The sequence below is a fragment of the Paenibacillus sp. RC73 genome, assembly GCF_044908085.1.
GTDB lineage: Bacteria > Bacillota > Bacilli > Paenibacillales > Paenibacillaceae > Paenibacillus > Paenibacillus terrae_A.
This window is the reverse complement of the sequence record NZ_JBIYCV010000005.1, coordinates 153,363-172,727: the sequence shown is the minus strand read 5'-3', so window position 1 is coordinate 172,727 and position 19,365 is coordinate 153,363. Positions and strand designations below refer to the sequence as shown.

General features: G+C 43.0%; 18 protein-coding genes and 2 pseudogenes. 18 read left to right on the top strand and 2 right to left on the bottom strand.

The features are described 5' to 3' along the window. Positions 1–454 precede the first annotated feature (454 nt). Positions 455–1,759 (bottom strand): pectate lyase family protein, encoded by a 1,305-nt coding sequence (locus ABH897_RS13975; RefSeq protein ID WP_283656051.1) that lies wholly within the window; start codon positions 1,757–1,759, stop codon positions 455–457. A gap of 63 nt (positions 1,760–1,822) precedes the next feature. Between ABH897_RS13975 and ABH897_RS13970 the strand changes: the two genes are divergently transcribed. The 7 genes and pseudogenes from ABH897_RS13970 to ABH897_RS13940 all read left to right on the top strand — a co-directional run. Next, positions 1,823–2,104 (top strand): hypothetical protein, encoded by a 282-nt coding sequence (locus ABH897_RS13970; RefSeq protein ID WP_404580349.1) that lies wholly within the window; start codon positions 1,823–1,825, stop codon positions 2,102–2,104. A 210-nt stretch (positions 2,105–2,314) separates the two neighbouring features. Continuing rightward, on the top strand, positions 2,315–4,180 hold the full coding sequence (locus tag ABH897_RS13965; protein WP_404520121.1) for a BglG family transcription antiterminator: 1,866 nt from the start codon (positions 2,315–2,317) through the stop codon (positions 4,178–4,180). A 15-nt stretch (positions 4,181–4,195) separates the two neighbouring features. Next, positions 4,196–4,534: a PTS lactose/cellobiose transporter subunit IIA gene (locus tag ABH897_RS13960; RefSeq protein WP_283656053.1), complete on the top strand. Its 339-nt coding sequence runs from the start codon at positions 4,196–4,198 to the stop codon at positions 4,532–4,534. 2 nt (positions 4,535–4,536) lie between these two features. After that, positions 4,537–4,827 carry a PTS sugar transporter subunit IIB gene (locus tag ABH897_RS13955; RefSeq protein WP_283656267.1) on the top strand — a complete coding sequence of 97 codons (291 nt, stop codon included), beginning with the start codon at positions 4,537–4,539 and terminating at the stop codon, positions 4,825–4,827. 17 nt (positions 4,828–4,844) lie between these two features. Next, a complete protein-coding gene (locus ABH897_RS13950; protein WP_283656054.1) occupies positions 4,845–6,146 on the top strand; it encodes a PTS sugar transporter subunit IIC in 1,302 nt (433 codons plus the stop codon). After that, positions 6,133–7,626 carry a glycoside hydrolase family 1 protein gene (locus ABH897_RS13945; protein ID WP_283656055.1) on the top strand — a complete coding sequence of 498 codons (1,494 nt, stop codon included), beginning with the start codon at positions 6,133–6,135 and terminating at the stop codon, positions 7,624–7,626. The genes ABH897_RS13950 and ABH897_RS13945 overlap by 14 nt, the downstream gene beginning before the upstream one ends. Before the next feature lie 648 nt (positions 7,627–8,274). Further along, positions 8,275–8,547 (top strand): annotated as a pseudogene (locus tag ABH897_RS13940) (transposase); the annotation flags it as partial. Positions 8,548–8,571: 24 nt separating this feature from the next. Here ABH897_RS13940 and ABH897_RS13935 read toward each other — a convergent pair. Continuing rightward, entirely contained in the window at positions 8,572–9,120 is a 549-nt protein-coding gene (locus tag ABH897_RS13935) for a TetR/AcrR family transcriptional regulator (RefSeq protein ID WP_404520123.1), read from the bottom strand. A 392-nt stretch (positions 9,121–9,512) separates the two neighbouring features. Here ABH897_RS13935 and ABH897_RS13930 point away from each other — a divergent pair, with 392 nt between their 5' ends. The 11 genes and pseudogenes from ABH897_RS13930 to ABH897_RS13880 all read left to right on the top strand — a co-directional run bounded on the left by ABH897_RS13930 (position 9,513) and on the right by ABH897_RS13880 (position 19,321). Next, entirely contained in the window at positions 9,513–10,571 is a 1,059-nt protein-coding gene (locus ABH897_RS13930; RefSeq protein ID WP_283656059.1) for an NAD(P)-dependent alcohol dehydrogenase, read from the top strand. 76 nt (positions 10,572–10,647) lie between these two features. After that, positions 10,648–11,121 carry an NAD(P)H-binding protein gene (locus ABH897_RS13925; protein ID WP_404559597.1) on the top strand — a complete coding sequence of 158 codons (474 nt, stop codon included), beginning with the start codon at positions 10,648–10,650 and terminating at the stop codon, positions 11,119–11,121. A 21-nt stretch (positions 11,122–11,142) separates the two neighbouring features. Then, complete coding sequence (locus ABH897_RS13920) at positions 11,143–11,901, top strand: carboxymuconolactone decarboxylase family protein (RefSeq protein WP_404592240.1); 759 nt, start codon at positions 11,143–11,145, stop codon at positions 11,899–11,901. A gap of 87 nt (positions 11,902–11,988) precedes the next feature. Beyond that, on the top strand, positions 11,989–12,831 hold the full coding sequence (locus ABH897_RS13915) for an SDR family oxidoreductase (RefSeq protein ID WP_404592238.1): 843 nt from the start codon (positions 11,989–11,991) through the stop codon (positions 12,829–12,831). Between the two features lie 40 nt (positions 12,832–12,871). Then, positions 12,872–13,279, top strand: coding sequence for a cupin domain-containing protein (locus ABH897_RS13910; RefSeq protein WP_404592237.1), 408 nt, complete (start codon positions 12,872–12,874; stop codon positions 13,277–13,279). A 327-nt stretch (positions 13,280–13,606) separates the two neighbouring features. Further along, positions 13,607–14,464, top strand: a complete 858-nt coding sequence (locus tag ABH897_RS13905; RefSeq protein ID WP_283656064.1) for an aldo/keto reductase — start codon at positions 13,607–13,609, stop codon at positions 14,462–14,464. Between the two features lie 56 nt (positions 14,465–14,520). Continuing rightward, on the top strand, positions 14,521–15,510 hold the full coding sequence (locus ABH897_RS13900; protein WP_404592235.1) for an aldo/keto reductase: 990 nt from the start codon (positions 14,521–14,523) through the stop codon (positions 15,508–15,510). A gap of 66 nt (positions 15,511–15,576) precedes the next feature. Beyond that, entirely contained in the window at positions 15,577–16,611 is a 1,035-nt protein-coding gene (locus tag ABH897_RS13895) for a zinc-binding dehydrogenase (protein ID WP_404520129.1), read from the top strand. A 732-nt stretch (positions 16,612–17,343) separates the two neighbouring features. Then, positions 17,344–17,481, top strand: a pseudogene (locus tag ABH897_RS13890) (aldo/keto reductase); the annotation flags it as partial. Continuing rightward, complete coding sequence (locus tag ABH897_RS13885) at positions 17,469–18,557, top strand: MFS transporter (RefSeq protein WP_404592363.1); 1,089 nt, start codon at positions 17,469–17,471, stop codon at positions 18,555–18,557. The pseudogene ABH897_RS13890 and the gene ABH897_RS13885, both read left to right, overlap by 13 nt. 248 nt (positions 18,558–18,805) lie before the next feature. After that, positions 18,806–19,321, top strand: coding sequence for a flavodoxin (locus ABH897_RS13880; protein WP_404592362.1), 516 nt, complete (start codon positions 18,806–18,808; stop codon positions 19,319–19,321). The last annotated feature ends 44 nt before the right edge of the window (positions 19,322–19,365 follow it).

The following is a 19,365-nucleotide window of genomic DNA, read 5'->3' as shown; positions in this document are numbered from 1 at the left end:
AAGTGAATGAATAAAAGTATGTATCGAGGCTTGGAAGATCACGACGGCCAAGATGATATTTGTAAATACTGCTTAAAGGAAGGGTAGCACGGGAATAGTAGATAAAGTTGAAAAGGCGTGAAAGAACAAGACCAAAATCGTTTATGGGCAGAAAGAAGTAGTACAGGCCATAGTGCTTATAAACATAAAACTGTGGGAATAAAAACATACTATTTTTTTGATTCAGCCATAATATGATCAACTGAACTAAACGAAAATGAAATTTTCAGAGAAGCACACGGATGTAGGTATAGCATCCGTGTGCTTTTTTTATTTAAAAGTGTAGTCATGCAAGTCGTTATTGCCGAAAGAGTGGATTGTCAACACTAAACTAGAACTGGGTGATAAATCGATTGACATCAGAGTTATGTCTTAATTACTTTTACGAAATGTCTTAAAATAGCAGCATTAAGGACTACTCCAACTCAACTGAAAATTGATACAACCATTCATCAATGCTGTTGTCAGGTACATTTAAAGCACGGTAGGTAGCTGGAACATCCGGGTATCCCCCTACGTCTTCCTGACTATCAATTATCTTTCCTCGACCAGTCAGAAAATCGGAGATAATTCGTTGATCTGTAGCATCCCGGTCCTCCGGTCTTGCTCCTGCATGCTCAGTGACCTCCTTTACTACTGCCGAGGCTGCTAGTGCTTCAAGTCCTTCAACCCAAACAGGTGGATTGTCAAGTTCCTTAATTCCGCCAAAAGTCAGTGGGACTGACTTGCCATTACGGTCATAAGCAAGATTATCTTTGAGATAAGCCCAGCCGCTTTTACTGTTCGTTCCGACAATTCCTAGCCCTTTAATCGTATCTACTCCATGCCGCATGTAATTACCGACGATACTGACTCTAGGGCCTTCCGGTTTGATCCCCGTATCCGCCCATTCATTCTCCACAAATCCGAGCCGAATAGCCCATTTTCCCGGATTATAAATGGCATTGTTAACAATTACGCCCGTCGAGAATGCTTTGAACCACGGATTACGTTCCATGTTATGGGCATAAAGGTTTCCGATGACTGCCACGTCCTGCACGTAATCATGAACGAGCGTACCCATGGAATGAGGACCCTTCTCATGAACGGAATTATACAGGCCCTCGGCGATAATACTATTGCTGAGTGTTACACGGTGAGTAGTCGCCTTGGTTCCACTGGTACGAGGGCCTGAGAAGGACATGTTCTCATCCACTCCCCAAGAAAAGGAGCAATGGTCAATGACAATGTTATAAGCGGAGGCTCCGTAAGTGGATACATCTGGTTCAAATCCTGCACCTTTAGTGCTGTCACCGTTGCCCATCCGAAACCGGACATGCTGCATTAACACATCATGCGTTCTGATCTGCAAACCTCCCCGGATGAATGTAATGCCAGGGGAGGGGGCTGTCTGACCTGCGATGGTCACGTAGGGCTCTCTCAGCTCAAGACGCTCCTTTTCTAGATTTATGACACCACCGACTTCAAATACAATAATCCGCGGTCCCTTGGTTTCTAATGCCGCACGAAATGAGCCTGGGCCGTCATTGTTCAGATTGGTCACCTTGATTACCTTTCCGCCCCGGCCTGCTGGAGTGTCAGTCCCGTATCCCACGGCTCCCGGGAACACCGCTTGGGCTTCGGCTTGACCAACTGTTACAGCACCCATCATCCATACCCACAACAACAACATACATAAGCCCGCCTTCCATCCTTGTTGCAAACAGCTTCGTACATCCATCTAGGATATTCCTCCTTTTTTTCTCATACTAAAGATAATATATATATCCTAATATAACTTTTTTTGAGAGTAGTTCCAACTATTTTAGAGCAAAAAGATTGTGAATCAGCAACTATTGTCGATTTTGAGTTTTCTATAAAACAAAAAATACCCTATCAACTAAAAGTGGAAACAGCCGCCTTTGCTACATCTTCTGGGGATAGCGATTCCGTATCTGTTCGTTTGGTTTTACCTGGGTTAAATTTCTCACAGGTTAATTGTACTGCCGATTTAATTTCATCCGAGCTCACCTGTATTCCAGACGTTCCCGATGAAGTGATAATATCACAATTAAAATTATTTTAACTATATAGAAGGGGAGATCATCAGTGGGCACCTGTTTCTTTTTGCCGTTTCAAATAGCAAAATATAACCTGTTCTTTAGATAGCGCTTCCAAGTATCATGTATTCATAACCAGCTGAGTTGCTTGACCGATACTAGTATCAAAAATGAGGGATCGCATGCGAGAATACACAATTCTAAATATTTTATTCACCAAGAAGCTTCCTGTAAAAATGAGTGAATTAGTTGCTGAAGTTGAGTTGTCCGAAAGAACCGTAAGGGGAGTTGTTCGCTCTTTGGAGAAAGCGGGGGAGAAGCAAGGCTTCTGTATCCGGATGATCCGTAATCAAGGATATCTGCTTGAAACCGAAGATGAATCACGATTTTTGGCCTATATGGAACATTTATCTTTGAAACGGGATATTGTAGGTTCGGATAATATAGCTGCCAGACAGCAACATCTCATTTACTATTTGCTGCAAAGCGATACGTTCCGGCCTATAGATGAGCTAGCGGATGAACTAGGGATCAGCCGCTCGACTCTGATTTCTGATATGAAGGAAGTGGAGTTGCAATTTAAAGCGTTCCAGCTCAAATTACAGCGCCGCTCCCACTATGGGGTGAAGATTGAAGGTGACGAGAAAAATATCCGCCAGGCCTTCTCCCACTACATTTTACAGAACAGTCAGGTTGTTGAGCATAGCAAGGATTTCAATACCTTCCGGCGCGAGCTGGATGCCGGGAAGCTGAAGGCTTATCTGCTGCAGGTGCTCAAAGAGAAGGAGCTCAAGATCTCGGATGTCTTTTTAGACAACATTGTCACGCATTTATTCATCCTTCTGTACCGGATATCCAAAAGCAATTTCATTGTAAGTGGCCAAGCGATGTTAAAGACACCGGAGCCATTATACTATGACATTGCATGGAGGATTGCTGAATGGGTCGAAGAGCATTACCAAATCTCGCTGCCTCCCGATGAGGTTGATTACCTGGCGCTTCATATTTCAGGGAAAACAATTGTCGAGAATATCACTACAGAAATGAAATCACAATTGCGTGAAGGAATAAGCGCGATATTGCAGCGTCTGGATAAGGAATTCCTAACCAGCTTTAATCAGGATGAGGAATTGCGGGAATCGCTCCTGCTGCATATGTTTCCTCTGCTCAATCGTCTCTATTACAATCTTCAGCTCGATAATCCGTTAGTGGAGGATGTCTACAGCGAGTATGCCAACGTGTTCGTGATTTCTTTCCGCTTTGCCGAGATTATTGAAGAGCAGTATGGATTTAAAATGTCCCGGGATGAAGCCGGTTATGTAGCGCTCCATTTTGCGACACATCTGGAACGGAAGAGGCAGCATAATCTGGAGCAATTCAAGCGGATTGCCGTCATTTGTTCCACCGGAGCGGGAAGCGCCCATCTGATTCGACTTAAATTGGAAGCCGTATTTCCTAAAGCCTCGGTTATTACCGCCTCCATCTCCGAGCTTGAAGAGATCAGCACAAGGCCGGTAGATTTAATCCTAACTACCGTACCGCTCGGGATCGAAATACAGGATAAGCCGGTTATACACATCAAGAAGCTGCTGGATGACCAGGAAGTGCAGCGGATCAGGGAGTCGATCTCCTTGCAAATGGATCACTTCCGGCCCTCTTATAAGCTTATGGATTTCAAGGAATTATTTCATGAGGAGCTCTTTCACCTGAGCGGACCTGAGGATTACACCGAACTGCTGAAAGAGCGCTGCCGCGAAGTTGTGCGCAAAGGGTATGCGCTGGAGGATTTTCCGGAACAGGTCCTGCTACGAGAAGCTAAATTTACGACCATCTATAAAAATGGCGTTGCCGGTCCGCATCCCATGAGAATGAGTGCTCTGAAAGACTGCATCAGCATTACATTATTAAAGAAACCAACTGTGTATACAGGAAAACCGGTGCAGCTCATTTTTATTATCAACTTGCGTGCAGGCCAGTTATTTCTTCATAAAGAAATAAGCAAGCTTCTGCTGACCCTGATGGAGAGAGACGACAGCCGCAGCAGACTGCTCGCGGTCAACAGCTACAACCAATTTATAAAAGAAATAGAGAATCTATTATAGGAGCGGAGAATCAATATGGATTACGAACAAACCATTATGCAAATTATTGCCAGCAGTGGAGAGGCGAGAAGCCTTAGCTTAAAAGCAGTGAGAACCGCCAGACAAGGAAAGCTGGACGAAGCAAGTGATCTGATCAAGCAAGCGAAGGAAAGTCTGACCAAGGCGCATAAGGTCCAAACTCAGTTGATTCAGGCGGAGGGCCGGGGAGAGAAAACGGAAATTACGATTCTTTTGATTCACGCTCAGGATCATTTGATGAATGCTCTGACAGTCAGAGAATTAATTGTCGAACTGATTGAAGAGATTAAGGAGCGTAAAGCATTGGAACAACAATTGAAAGGATCGGTGAGCTAATGTTGAAAAAAATATTGCTGGTATGTTCGTCGGGTATGTCTACAAGTATGCTGGTTGAAAAGATGAAGGAGTCAGCGATCTCCCAAGGGATAGAGGTTCTCATTGATGCAACGGCTGAAAGTGAGGTAGAGAAATTTGGTGATGTGGATATCGTCCTATTAGGACCACAAATCGGGCATATGGAGGATGAGTTAAGAGCAATTCTTCCGATGCCGGTACTGACCATTAATATGATGGATTACGGCATGATGGATGGAGAAAAAGTGTTAAATACGGCCTTGAGTAATATTTAAATAAGGAGGCTTACTCTGTGGGCTTAAACGTAGAAGTGATAAAAAAGAAGGTCATTTCAACAGCAAGTAAAATAAGTAAAAATAAATATCTTTCTTCAATATCCGAAGCATTAACCTCTGTCATGCCCGTTTTGATGCTGGGCTCGTTTGCTACGTTATTTGCTAATCTTAATATTGATAGTTACCAAAACTTTATTCAACGTACAGGTCTGAAACAGGTTTTTCAAATCCCTGGCAGTGTATTAATCACGCTTTTGTCCATTTATGCAGTGTTTTTTATCGCTTATCGGTTGGTCAGTAATTTGAATCCCAAGGCGGATAATGCAGGTGCAGGTCTCATCGGGTTGATGTCCTTTTTCATTTTGACACCGATTACTAAAGTAGATGAGGTCAATGCGTTCACCTTCAATTATTTGGGAGCACAAGGCTTATTTGTAGCAATTATAGTAGGACTTGTTGTAGGTAAATTATATGTCATGATTATCAATAGAAACTTGATTATTAAAATGCCTAAAGGGGTACCACCGACTGTAGCCAAAACGTTCGCCAACCTCATTCCAGGTACGATAATAGTTATTGTTTTTACAATGATCAGCTATCTGTCTTCCTTAACGGATTTTGGGAGTTTACATCAGATGATTTACACTTCCATACAGGCACCACTGCAGAATATTGGCGGAGGTTACTGGTCGCTTGTGATCTTTGTATTTGTTGTTCAGCTATTGTGGTTTTTCGGGATTCATGGATTTATGGTTGTCAGCCCGATATTTTACAGTGTATGGTTGCCGTTGGGATTGGCCAACCTTGATGCGATCAGTAGAGGAGAAGCACATACCAATATTCTTAGCGGAGGTTTTTATAACTCGTTTGTAGTCATCGGCGGATCAGGTGCTACGCTTGGATTAGCCATTTTACTGGCCTTCTTTGCGAAAAGCAAAAGATACAAGACTCTGGGGCGGCTTGCTTTTCCGGCATCCATCTTTAGTATTAATGAACCTATAATTTTCGGGATTCCGCTGGTACTCAACCCATTCATGTTCATACCGTTTGTGTTTGGACCAATTATCGTATCAAGCTTTGCTTACTGGTCGATGAACTTAGGTATTTTCCCAATAGCGAACGGGACTCATTTCCCGGCTGGAACGCCGATTATCTTGAATTCATTTGTCAATGGCGGTATTAGGTTAGTTGTACTTCAATTAATGTGTATTGCATTGCAGGTGATCATTTACTATCCTTTCTTCAGAATTATCGACAAAAAATCAATTGAAGACGAACAAAACGCGATTACTCAGGGGGCTGACAATGTCACAGTATAATTCAGGGCATCAAGGATTTCCGGTGAATTTTTTGTGGGGAGGGGCAATTGCAGCTTGTCAGGCCGAGGGTGGTTTTGGTGAGGATCATAAAGGCATGTCTGTATCCGATATATCATTTTATGATCCTCACTCCGACCGTGTAGATTTGTCAAAGCACAGCAATATCACTTCGGAATTGATAGAACAGGCGCTTAATGCTGACAGTACGAAAGGTTATCCTAAAAGAGACGGTGTAGATTTCTATCATCGGTATGCAGAAGATATTGCTTTATGTGCGGAAATGGGCTTTAAAGTGTTCCGCTTCTCCATTGCTTGGAGTCGGATCTTCCCTAACGGAGATGAACAAGAGCCGAATCTGAAAGGGCTAGAGTTCTATGACCGGGTGTTCGATGAGCTGGAGAAGCATCATATAGAGCCGCTGGTTACACTCTCCCATTTTGAGCTTCCGCTTCATATTGTCAATCAGTATGGAGGCTGGAAGGATCGTAAAGTCATTGAGATGTTCACCAACTTTGCTGCTGTTCTTTTTAACCGTTACAAACATCGGGTTCGCTACTGGATAACATTTAATGAGATTAATGCGGGCAGATTTGCTACCTTTAAATCCACCGGAATCGTGGAGGATCGAACGGAGAATTACTTACAGGATATCTATCAGGCCGTTCACCATCAATTTGTAGCGAGTGCTCTGGCGGTAAAGTTATGTCATGACATTGCTCCGGAGAGCAAGATTGGCTGTATGATTGCCCGTCTGACGACATATCCTGCCACCTGTCATCCCGACGATATTATGCAGGCTACCTTGGATGACCAATATGGAAACTTCTTCTATATGGATGTGATGGTTAGAGGTTATTATCCTTCATATATGAACCGTTATTTCCTGGAGAACAGTATTGAGATTATTAAAGGCGAAGAAGATGATGCGATTCTAAGAAATAATATCGTGGATTTCATCAGCTTGAGCTATTATGTATCATCGATTACTACGAATGATAAGGAAAGATTGAAGAGCTTGCAGCAAACAGAGGGGAATCTGACCAGAGGATTAAAAAATCCTTATCTGATAGCTTCTGATTGGGGATGGCAGATTGACCCTGTAGGGCTTAGATATTCTTTAAATACGATCTATGATCGTTATCAGAAGCCATTGTTTATTGTAGAGAATGGGTTGGGTGCCGAGGATATTCTGGAAGATGATCACAAGATTCATGATGCGTACCGCATAAGCTACTTGAAAGAGCACATCAAGCAAATGAAAGAAGCTATTATCGATGGTGTGGAGCTAATTGGATATACGCCTTGGTCTGCTCTGGATATTATTTCATCCGGGACTTCCGAAATGTCCAAACGATACGGTTTTATTTATGTGGACAAAGATGATGAGGGCAAAGGAACACTAAATCGTTATCCAAAAGACAGCTTTTATTGGTACAAACAGATTATTGAAAGCAACGGTGCAGATTTGCACAACTGGTAACTCAAGGCTGGGATCTTCCTTAGGGAGGGCTCCGGCTTTTTTTCTACAGATGTCTAATCAACTAACAAATTTATTTTCTACCTGTTTCAGATAGGCGACAGGGTCTCGACGGAAACATCTGCGTTTCGTAGATTCTGCGAGCCGTGTAAGATTGAGTATGAAGTCCAACGGCAAACAACTCATCTGGAGAAGGAGGGACATATAAGTTATCCTCTCATAAGACTTTGTCATAAATCATGATAACGTCTATTTTGGGATCTGCCGCAGGACAATGAAGTATACGCATGAAAAGCAGCGATATTCTCAGCTTTTTTGTTTTAACGGGACCTGACATGTGAAGATGTCGAAGGACAAGAACTTGTATTCACATATGATTAGATAATCATCTAATTATAGTGTAACTGGACAATTGCTCATGAAGAATTGGTATTTACCGAAACGGAGGTCATTCCCGAGAACGTAAGCCTTCGTATTCCTTCGTCTTTTGTAGAAATGCCGGAGTCCTTTGCCTCAATGAAATATCCTTTTGAGCGTCGAACCAAGCTTATTTTCACCGATGATTCCTTATCCATCAATATTAACGTGAACCCGACGGAAAACCGGATGTTTAACGATGAGATGGAGAAATTCCAAGCCGAACTGTTAGGGATGTTTGCAGATATGAAAGAAAAGCATGGCATGCGGTGGGCCACCTTGCGAGGGCTAGAGAAGGTGACCATGCAGGCGATGCTCGTTTTCGCTTGCATGAATCTCAAAAAACTAGCCACCTGGCTATGGCGCCCAGGTGGTTCAAAGCAAGGATTTTCCATTTTACAGCATTTCATAGCCCAAATAACAAGACAAACCCCGGAGTTCCGTTCGGAACAAAGGAGGTTTGTCTGCAATCTGAAGCCACCTAGTAAAGGTGGCTTTTCATTATAAAAATTGAAGTTATAAGTTTAATCCCTACTCACAAACTCTTTCCAACAAAGCTCCCAACTGTTCTGCTAATTCTAGATGGGTTACAGGTCGGTCGTTCGTAAACCACCATTCGACTACTCCAACATACGAAGAAGCCAGAAAATAAACAACAAGATCTTTATTTAACCCTTCGTTTATTCCCTTAGTATTATCCACTTCATCCTGAAACTCTTCAATAAGAAATTTCAAGAATCGATTGCGGAAAAAAGGTGCTCCTTTACTTGCCAGCATCATGGAGAAAAATGCGTAATTACGCTCAAAATATTCTGTCCAAATCACGGACCCTGTAACAAAATCCAAATCGGCAGCTGCTTCACATCTTTCCCGGAGTTCATTAATATGAGTTTCAATTAGTTTATCCAGCAAATCGTATTTATCCATGTAGTGAAGATAAATCGTTCCGCGGCTGACATTTGCTTGATCTGAGAGATCTTGAATGGTAATATCATCAAAATTTTTCTCAGTCATTAGTTCAATTACTGCTGTTTTTAATGCTTCCTGTGTTTTAAGGATTCTTCTATCGACTTTAGACATTTGGCTCACCGAACTTTCTTTTATTATCTAAATATAATAAGGGTTCGTAAATTAACACGCTCATAACAACGGATAACGATTTATTTTCTGAACTTTTTTTTAATTATAAACAGATGTTTATTATTTTATCAACACAATGTATAAACGAAATGGAGTCAAACCGACTTAACTAGAGGCTAATATCCGGAAAACGCAATAGATAATGAACGTTTTTTATATTTCTATTCATTAATGTACAAATCGCTTCAAATTAACAATAGGAAATAATTTTAAGAAGATTATAATAATAGACATATGCACAATAAAGTAATTGTGCATATTAATTTTCAAATAGGATGAGACTAAAATCGTATCCGAATCATTCACTCTATAGGAAAGGGATGTTGTATAACATGTGTAACCATCATAAAAACATAACTACTCAAGTGCTAAGTGTTCCAAGTGCGAAAGCACCATTTGAACAAACTACCATAGAACGGAGAGATTTGCGGCCAGATGATGTCTTAATCGACATTAAATATTGCGGTATCTGCCATTCTGATATTCACAATGCTCATAATGATTTTGGCAGCGGAGTTTTTCCGATGGTTCCAGGGCATGAAATTGCAGGTGTTGTTACCGCTGTAGGCAGGGATGTGACAACATTCGCTGTTGGTGATCGTGTCGGCGTAGGCTGCTTTGTTGACTCATGCGGTGAATGTGACTTCTGCCGTAGAGGTGAAGAGCAGTTTTGTCGGAAAGGTGTGGTCGTCGTATTTAACTCAATTGGTTACGACGGGGACCTAACATACGGTGGATATAGCCAGAAAATCGTTGTAAAGGATAAGTTTGTTGTACGTATTCCGGACGGCTTGGAACTGGATGTAGCAAGCCCGCTGTTGTGTGCAGGTATTACGACATACTCGCCTCTGAAACACTGGAACGCCGGACCAGGTAAGAAGGTAGCTATTTTGGGAATGGGGGGACTTGGTCATCTGGCTGTTCAGTTTGCCCATACGATGGGTGCTGAAGTAACTGTCCTGAGCCAAAGTATGAACAAAAAAGATGAAGCTCTTGCGTTTGGCGCGAATCACTACTATGTAACCACTGATCCCACCACGTTCACTGAGTTGGCTGGTCAATTTGATCTGATTTTAAACACAGTGTCTGCAAATATCGACGTTGATGCCTTTCTATCCATCCTTAATGTGGACGGGGCACTAGTAAATCTTGGTCTGCCAAACAAGCCAGATCAATATAATGTTTTCTCCTTATTTGCTGGGCGTCGGAGTATTACGGCATCCAACGTTGGCGGTATCAGAGAAACACAAGAGATGCTCGACTTTTCGGCTGAGCACAGTATCGCTCCTATGATCGAGGTCATTCGGGCTGACCAAGTTGACGAGGCATATGAACGTGTCCTCAGCAGTGATGTGCGTTATCGGTTTGTCATCGATATGTCAACATTGTAATCGTTTATTTTGATGAAGGAATACATCTACTTAGATACTCTTTAGCACTTATGGTGTTATTTAACCATTTTTAAAAGTGCTCCTTTTGCATAATCATTACCGTCAGGATCAAGATGTTGTATATGCTAACTTGGGTGGCTCTGATATTGTTCAGAAAACTCAGAACATGATCGAGGCGATGAACGCCTTGAAGGTTAAAAGAGGAATATTTATCAATATTCTAGGAATTTATGATGAAGTGCCTGGAAAATTTGGAGAATGGAATAAGCGGATGGTGGGTAGCGGCATGGATGCTTGGCGGAAATCAGCAAGATTGATTGAAGAATCCGATCTTGATTATACGATATTAAGATGTACCTGGTTCACCAACAAAAATGAAGTTGACTACGAGTTAACCGAAAAGGGGGAACCTTTGAAAGGTACGGAGATTTCTCGGAAAAGTATTGCTGCCTTGGTTGTTAAATTAGCGGAATCAAAAGAGTGGGGGATTCGTCGCAGTTGGGGGGTTAGCAAACCAAATACAGCACGCGATAAACCAGCTTTTTATTAGATGCAATAGGAGGAGTAAACCATGAGAATTACGGAAGCAGCACAAAAGTATCATGAAAGAATGTTTCCAGGCTATGAATCTAAGTTTTTGGAAACAGATCCGGAGTTTATTGAATTATTCGATAACTTTGCGTTTGATGAAGTAGTGAATCAGGACGATTTGGATGATCGGACACGTATGATGGCGATTTTGTCCGTTTTAATTGGATGTCAAGGAATTGACGAGTTTAAAGCAATGCTTCCAGCAGCACTGAATTTTGGCGTTACGCCTGTGGAAGCAAAGGAAATTGTCTATCAGTCCGTATCTTATCTTGGCATTGGAAGGGTATTTCCTTTTCTGCATGCAGTGAATGAAGTATTGACTTCACGAGGTGTTGAACTACCTTTACCGAGCCAGGCAACTACAACCACGGATACCCGTTTGGAAGCAGGGATTCAAGCGCAGGTGAACATTTTTGGAGAAAGCATGCGGGATTTTTGGAAATCAGGACCGGAAGAGAGCCGGCACATCAATCACTGGCTGGCAGATAACTGCTTTGGGGATTACTATACCCGAAAAGGGCTCGACTACAAACAAAGAGAGATGATTACCTTCTGTTTTCTTTTGGCCCAGGGTGGATGTGAACCTCAGTTGACCAGCCATGCTTCCGCCAATATGAGGCTTGGAAATGATAAGTTGTTTCTGATTAAGGTTATCTCTCAATGCCTGCCTTTCATAGGTTATCCGCGCAGCCTGAATGCTCTCCGGTGTGTGAATGAAGCCGCGGCCAAATCGGAATAAAAAAGCGATCTAATTATTCTTATACGCGAATACGCGAACAACGCGCTCCTGCACATTAAACCAATATACTTTTTGGAGGAATTTATGATGAGTAATCGTACATGGCTTATTACAGGTGTCAGTAGTGGCTTTGGTTATGAGATGACCAAACAGCTACTTGAGAAGGGGGACAAGGTTATCGGCACAGTACGTAACAAAAACAAAGTCGCCGAGCTCCTTGAGAAGTATCCAGTTACCTTCATTTGCGAAATTCTGGATGTAACTGATGTTCCCGCTATTCATAAGCTGGTTGACGGCTCTTTTGAGCAATTTGGACGGATCGACGTTATTGTAAGTAATGCTGGCTATGGCCTTTTTGGGGCCGCCGAGGAACTCTCTGACGCCGAGGTTGGTCACATCATCGCTACCAATCTGACAGGATCTATCCAGCTTATCCGGTCATCTCTGCCGCATCTGCGAAAGCAGGGTGGCGGCCGCATTATTCAGATATCCTCCTATGGTGGGCAGGTGGCCTTCCCTGGTAATTCGATGTACCATGCCACCAAGTTTGGCATGGAGGGATTTTGTGAGTCGGTCGCTCAGGAGGTCGCACCTTTTAACATCGGTATTACATTGGTGGAGCCGGGCGGTGCTCGTACCGAGTTCCGCTATGGCAGTGCACAGGTAGCGAATCTAATGTCAGAGTACGACGGTAATCCGGCGCATGGCTTTTTGAACATGCTGGACGCTTCTAATGGACTAGCTCCAGGTGACCCTGTACGTATGGCGTCCCGAATCATAGAGAGTGTCGAACAAGAACCAGCGCCGATGCGAATGGTACTCGGCTCTCAAGCGCTGACAAATACCATTTCGACCCTTAAAGCCCGCGTTGCCGACTACGAGACGCAGACTGAACTGGCAGCTTCTACTGATTTTCCTGCGGGAGAATAAGAGGAACGTAAAATCTTTGAATAGAAAGAAGGAGTCCAGGATGGAAAATGAACAACTTAGCAACAGTACCATTTTTCCGTTAGGAGAAAAGGTACAAGCAAACTTTACGGGTGACGCCTACCTGCAAATGGTGTTTACAGATCCGGCGCCTCTTAATACGGCGATCGGAAATGTTACCTTTGCTCCAGGGGCCCGCAATAACTGGCACGCTCATCAGGTTGGGCAAGTTCTGTTAGTTACCGGCGGCAAAGGCTGGTATCAGGAAGAAGGCAAACTTGCCCGATTACTCAAAACGGGTGATGTGGTCAATATTCCACCTAACGTGAAACATTGGCATGGTGCGACTAAAGACAGTTGGTTTGTACATCTGGCCATGACTCCAGGAGAAACCGAATGGTTTGAAGCGGTCGATGATGATTACTATACAAAACAAATCAATCTTAATTAACCATTGAATCCCTAATCATTTAAAGAGCGCTTGAATTCGGTATTAATTTTTCCATTTTTCTCAAACGCAGTTTTGACTGCAAATGTCCCTAACAACGGACTGTTTGTTTTTTGAGTAAGGGATGAATAATAGAATATTCATCTGAGTTTGTTCATTATTATACAAATTATGTATTTTTGACAATTTCATATTTTATGAATTAGGATATAATTTTTATCAGTGGAATATTAATGGAATGAAATCCATTAATTTTGACTTTTGATGAATAGAGGTGGCATCTTTCCAATATTGGAGATCTGCTGCAGTTAAAAATGAGGAGGAATTGAAATGGAATATGTAACTTTAAATAACGGAGTAAAGATGCCTATTTTAGGCTATGGCGTTTACCAAATTTCCGATCAAGATGAATGCGAAAGATGCGTACTTGATGCTATAAATACAGGCTATCGTTCCATCGATACTGCACAGGCTTACCAAAATGAAGAAGCTGTAGGTCGTGCCATCAAGAAAAGTGGAGTAGCCAGAGAAGAGTTATTCATCACTACTAAAGTTTGGATTTCCAATGCAGGATATGAAAAAGCCAAAGCCTCTATTGAGGAATCACTGAGAAAACTTCAACTGGATTATCTGGATTTACTTCTCATCCATCAGCCATTTAATGATTATTATGGTACGTATCGTGCAATGGAAGAACTCTATAAGGTAGGTAAAATCAAAGCGATCGGGGTAAGCAACTTCTACCCGGACAGATATATCGACCTTGTTCAGTTTAGTGAAGTGGTTCCGGCTGTCAACCAAGTGGAAACACATGTCTTCAACCAGCAGGTAAAAGCACATGAAATTATGCAGAAATATAACACGCAGATCGAATCCTGGGGTCCATTTGCAGAAGGAAAAAACGATTTGTTTTCCAACGCAACCTTACAGGAAGTGGGCGATCAATATAACAAATCTATTGCCCAAGTTGCTTTACGTTTCTTGATTCAGAGAGGCGTGGTGGTGATTCCAAAAACGGTGAATAAAAATAGAATGGAAGAAAACTTCAACGTATTTGATTTTAAACTGACGGCAGAGGATATGGAAAAAATAGCTGTACTGGATACAGGAGAAAGTGCATTTTTCTCCCACTATGATCCGCAAACTGTAGAGTTTTTAACCGATTACGGAAAAAAAGGTTTGGAATAAGTATAAGGTTTCATAACCGAAAGAAGGCTGTTTCAGGAAGAGAGGAGGAACTTGGCATGAAAAAAAGAATTCTTGGTAAAGACTTGGAGGTTTCAGCCATCGGCCTCGGCTGCATGGGTATGAGTCACGCTTACGGTCCGGCAGCTGATAAAACCGAAATGATCAAACTGATTCACCAAGCTTTGGATCTCGGTATCACATTTTTCGATACCGCAGAAGTGTATGGTCCCTATGAAAATGAGGAACTGGTGGGTGAAGCATTAAAAGAGGTTCGGAATGAAGTATTGATTGCCACCAAGTTTGGAGTTCACTTTGAACATGGCCAGAGTGGTGCACTCTTAACGGACAGCAGACCAGCTACCATCCGCAAAGCAGTGGAAGGTTCCCTCAGACGGTTGAGAACAGATCATATTGATCTGTACTACCAGCATCGTGTTGATAAAAAAGTACCTGTGGAGGAAGTTGCAGGTATAATGGATGAGCTCATTAAGGAAGGAAAAATTACACATTGGGGAATGTCGGAGGCGAATTCCGATGAAATTAGAAAAGCCCATGCTGTATGCCCGGTAACCGCTGTTCAAAGCAGATATTCCATGATGAGCCGCCAGAAGGAAGAGGATACTTTCCCGACGGTAGAAGAACTGGGAATTGGCTTTGTTGCTTTTAGCCTATTGGCAAACGGTTATTTGTCCGGAAAATATGATAAGAACTCTCGTTTTGAAAGCAGCGAAGAGAAAGGGCTCGACTATAGAAGTTTCTTACCGCAGTTTAAACCAGAGAACATGGATGCAAATCAAGCTCTGATCGATTTGATTAATCGCTTTGCGAAGGAAAAGGAAGCAACCGCAGCACAAATCTCGCTAGCATGGATGCTTGCTCAAAAGCCGTACCTCGTGCCGATTCCAGGGACCCGAAAACCGGAACGCTTGGTCGAGAACGCGGGTGCAACGGAAGTCGTCCTTTCTGCAGAGGAATTAAACAGAATAAATGGGGCATTATCTGAACTCACGATAACTGGTGAATACCTTGGCGGGCGCACTAAATAAACAAGCTATTACGAAATAGAAAAGATCGCTGTAAAGCAATTTTTTAATAAAAGGTGGAGAATTGGTATGAAAGCAAATATTATGTACGCTGCAGGTGATGTGCGCGTAGAAGAATTGCCCGTTCCGAGATTGCAAGAACAAACGGATGTCATTTTGAAGGTGGTCGCTGCCTGCGTTTGCGGAAGCGATCTGCATCCTTATCGCAGCATGCATCCTCATGAGCATGGCGAAGGTGAAGCAATGGGGCATGAAGTGATTGGAAAAATTGAAGAAATGGGTTCAGACGTTTCTGGTTTCAAGAAAGGCGATTTGGTCGTCGTTCCTTTTGCTTATGGAGATAACACATGTCCGTTTTGTCAAGAAGGATTGATGACTTCTTGTGAGCATGGGGGCTTTATGACTGGCTGCCAAGCGGAATTTGTTCGAGTTCCTCAAGCACAAGGAAGCATGTTCAAGTTGCCTGACGAAATTGATGAAGACTCCCCTTTATTGCCATCCCTGTTAACATTATCTGACGTCTACGGCACTGGTTATCATGCGGCGGTAATGGGTCGCGTGAATGAGAATACGACTGTAACAGTTATTGGTGATGGAGCTGTTGGCCTTCTTGCTGTCCTGTCAGCAAAGAAACTCGGCGCGAAGAAAATCATTCTTATGGGCCGTCATAAAGAGCGGACAGATCTAGGTATTGAATTCGGCGCCACAGATGTTATTTCTGAACGCGGAGAAGAAGGCGTAACGAAAGTCCGAGACCTGACAAATGGTGAAGGAACACATGTCGTTCTTGAATGTGTCGGGCTAAAGCCTGCTTATGATATGAGTGTTGGCATTGTCCGGGCCGGCGGAGTTATCAGTCGTGTTGGGGTTCCGCAGTATGATGAAGCTGCCGTTGGTTTTGAAAGTCTTTTCGGGCGTAATATTACGCTTACGGGAGGTCCTGCGCCAACACGTGCATATATGGAAGAATTATTACCGGACATTCTTGACGGAGCAGTTAAACCTGGCCGTGTATTTGACGTAACGGTTGATCTGGACGGTGTTCCGGAGGGTTATCGCGCCATGAACAACCGTGAAGCACTCAAAGTATTAATTAGACCTTAATAAATACTTCGAGACAAGATCGCAAGCGAGCTTAATTTGTACTGATTTATAAATTTAGCGGCTTTTATGTTGTAAGGGCTCAAGTTCTTATCCCGAATTGAGGAAAAGAACTTGAGCCCTTTGTTGCAAAGGACATGAACATAGTACTATGCCGATTTGAAGCATTAGGTCTGAATAATGTGGACTTCAAGCAAAATGCAAAAATAGGGCAGACAAGTGCCAGTATGGGACATTAACGATCAAATGCAACGTGCTTAAGAGAAATAGGCAATAAATTAGCACAATTGAGATATTACATCTGACTCCATCTATAAGATAATCTTAAATATAAACTACCTGTTCCTAATAATTAACTTATGATTGGATAAGATATGATGTCAAATTAAAATCAAAGAGTTTCATACATGAACCTAAAATCCACAGGTATGTCCGATTAGACATTGTAAAGAACACCAAAATTTTCAGAAAAATAATTAACACTTTAAAATAATTGGTTTACTAATGAACATATCTCATCCTTTTAACAATTGCATGTATCCTGTTTTCACTTATAATTATAAACAAATGTTCAATAGCGTATTAATGTTTAATTATAGTTAACGTGGAGAAGCATGATAAAATTCGCTAGGTTGGAAAAGCAGAATTATAGGTAACGATTTGTATTTGTGAACTATGACTTTCGGTAACCGGTAAAAGGTACCGACCACTAACAAAAAAGGAGTGCGTTGAATAATGGACTATGTCAAACTTGGACGTACCGGCTTGGAAGTTTCAAGATTATGCCTTGGCTGTATGAGTTATGGGATACCCGAACGCGGAATCGCTCCATGGTCGCTGAATGAAGAGGAAAGCAGACCATTCTTGATAAAATAGCGTCATCAGCCGGAGTATCCGTATCGACTGCAGGTCAGCTGATCACTGTATTCGCGCTCGGGAATGCAATAGGAACACCTATCGTAATGATAGCTACAGCGAAGATGAACCAGCGCAAGCAATTATTAATGGCGCTTATAATCATCTTGCTCGGAATCGCTTCAACCCTTTCTCTTTCAGGTTTTTTTTTATTGATAGCATCTCGTGTTGTCCTTGGACTCGGGACCGGAATTTTCGTAGTTACAGCGTATTCGCTGGCCTCAAAGCTGGCTTCTCCCGGACAACAGGGCTCTGCGATGTCCAATGTGGCTATGGGATTCAGCTCCTCACTTGTGTTTGGAGTTCCAATCGGCCGTATCATCGCAGCCTCCTTTGATTGGAAGACCATATTCTGGGGCATAGGCTTATTATGCCTGGTGGCGGTCTTTTTAGTGGCAAAATTTATTCCGGCGATGGAAGGAGAAGCTTCTGTGCCGTTATCGCGGAGGCTCTCTTTCCTGAAGCAGCCGCGGATTGCCATCACACTGGGTGTGACTTTCTTTGTATTTGTTGGCTTTTCAGTGGTAGATACCTATATTACACCTTTTCTCGCTGCAGTGATGCCAACGATGGAAAGTAAGATGAGTGTCATCCTGCTAACCTTAGGGATAGGAAGCTTAATGGGATCCAGATTAGGCGGCTTCCTGGCGGATCGCATTGGCATTATTCGTACGCTTTTCTGTTCGATGGCGGTACAGGCTCTTGCCTTGGTGCTGCAATCCGCCTTCTCTGGATGGATAATCGCAACCATAGTGTTCCTTATGGTTTGGGAAATCGCCGTCTGGACGTTCGGCCCAACCCAGAATTTCAATCTCGTATCGCTTGCTCCTGAGGCTTCCAGTATTGTTCTAAGTTTAAACAGCTCGTTCGTACAGCTGGGCTTTGCAGCAGGAGCGGGAATAGGCGGTATAGCAATTGGAAGCTTTTCAATATTGAATATCCCTTGGATCAGTGCCATTTCGGTAGTAATTGCTGCCGCTATCGCAGTTCTATCGCTAAGCCGGGGCCGTTCATTTGTAAAATCGCAAGGATAATTTCCCAAAGAGAAAACAGTGAAGGAAGCGGCCGATTTGACAAAATGCAGAACGATTTCCTTACTTTTGGTTCTTGCGTTATCGATGACACTGCTTGCAGCATGTACTGACAACAGCGCCGAAGAACTGCCGAATACTGCACCCAGCCAAAGCCACTCCCTGTTCCAACAGTAAGCAAGTTTGCTGAGGGACAGGCTGACAGTGGACACGGTAAAGCTCTCGTAGTTTATTTCACTAAAGTAGGAACTATCTCCTCAACTGAAGATGCAGATGCGGTATCCTCGGCAAGTCTGAGAGTCGGTGATTCAAGTACAGCTGGAACTACAGAAGTGATTGCTGGTATGGTGCAGGCAGCAGTGGACGGCGATCTTTTCCGGATTGAGACAGTAACGCCTTATCCAGAAGATTATGAAGCAACGGTGAAGCAGGCGACAGAAGAAAGAACGGCAGGGTACAAGCCGCCGCTAAAAACCAAAGTGGAAAATATGGATGACTACGATGTCGTGTACCTGGGACATCCCATCTGGGGAATGAGCCTCCCTGCGCCAATTGTTTCTTTCTTATCGGAATATGATTTTTCGGGCAAAACCATCATCCCCTTTTGCACGCATGCGGGGTATGGGCCGGGGCAGACTGTTTCAGCCATAAGAGCGCTTGTTCCTGGGGCAACTGTTCTTGATGGCTTTGATATAGAGCGCACTGAAGTCTCAAACGCAGAAGAAGCTGTATCCGCGTGGCTGCGTGAAATCGGGATGGATGTGTGAACTAATCCGGAGCACTCCGGTAAATAATAATCGAAAGGCGGGAT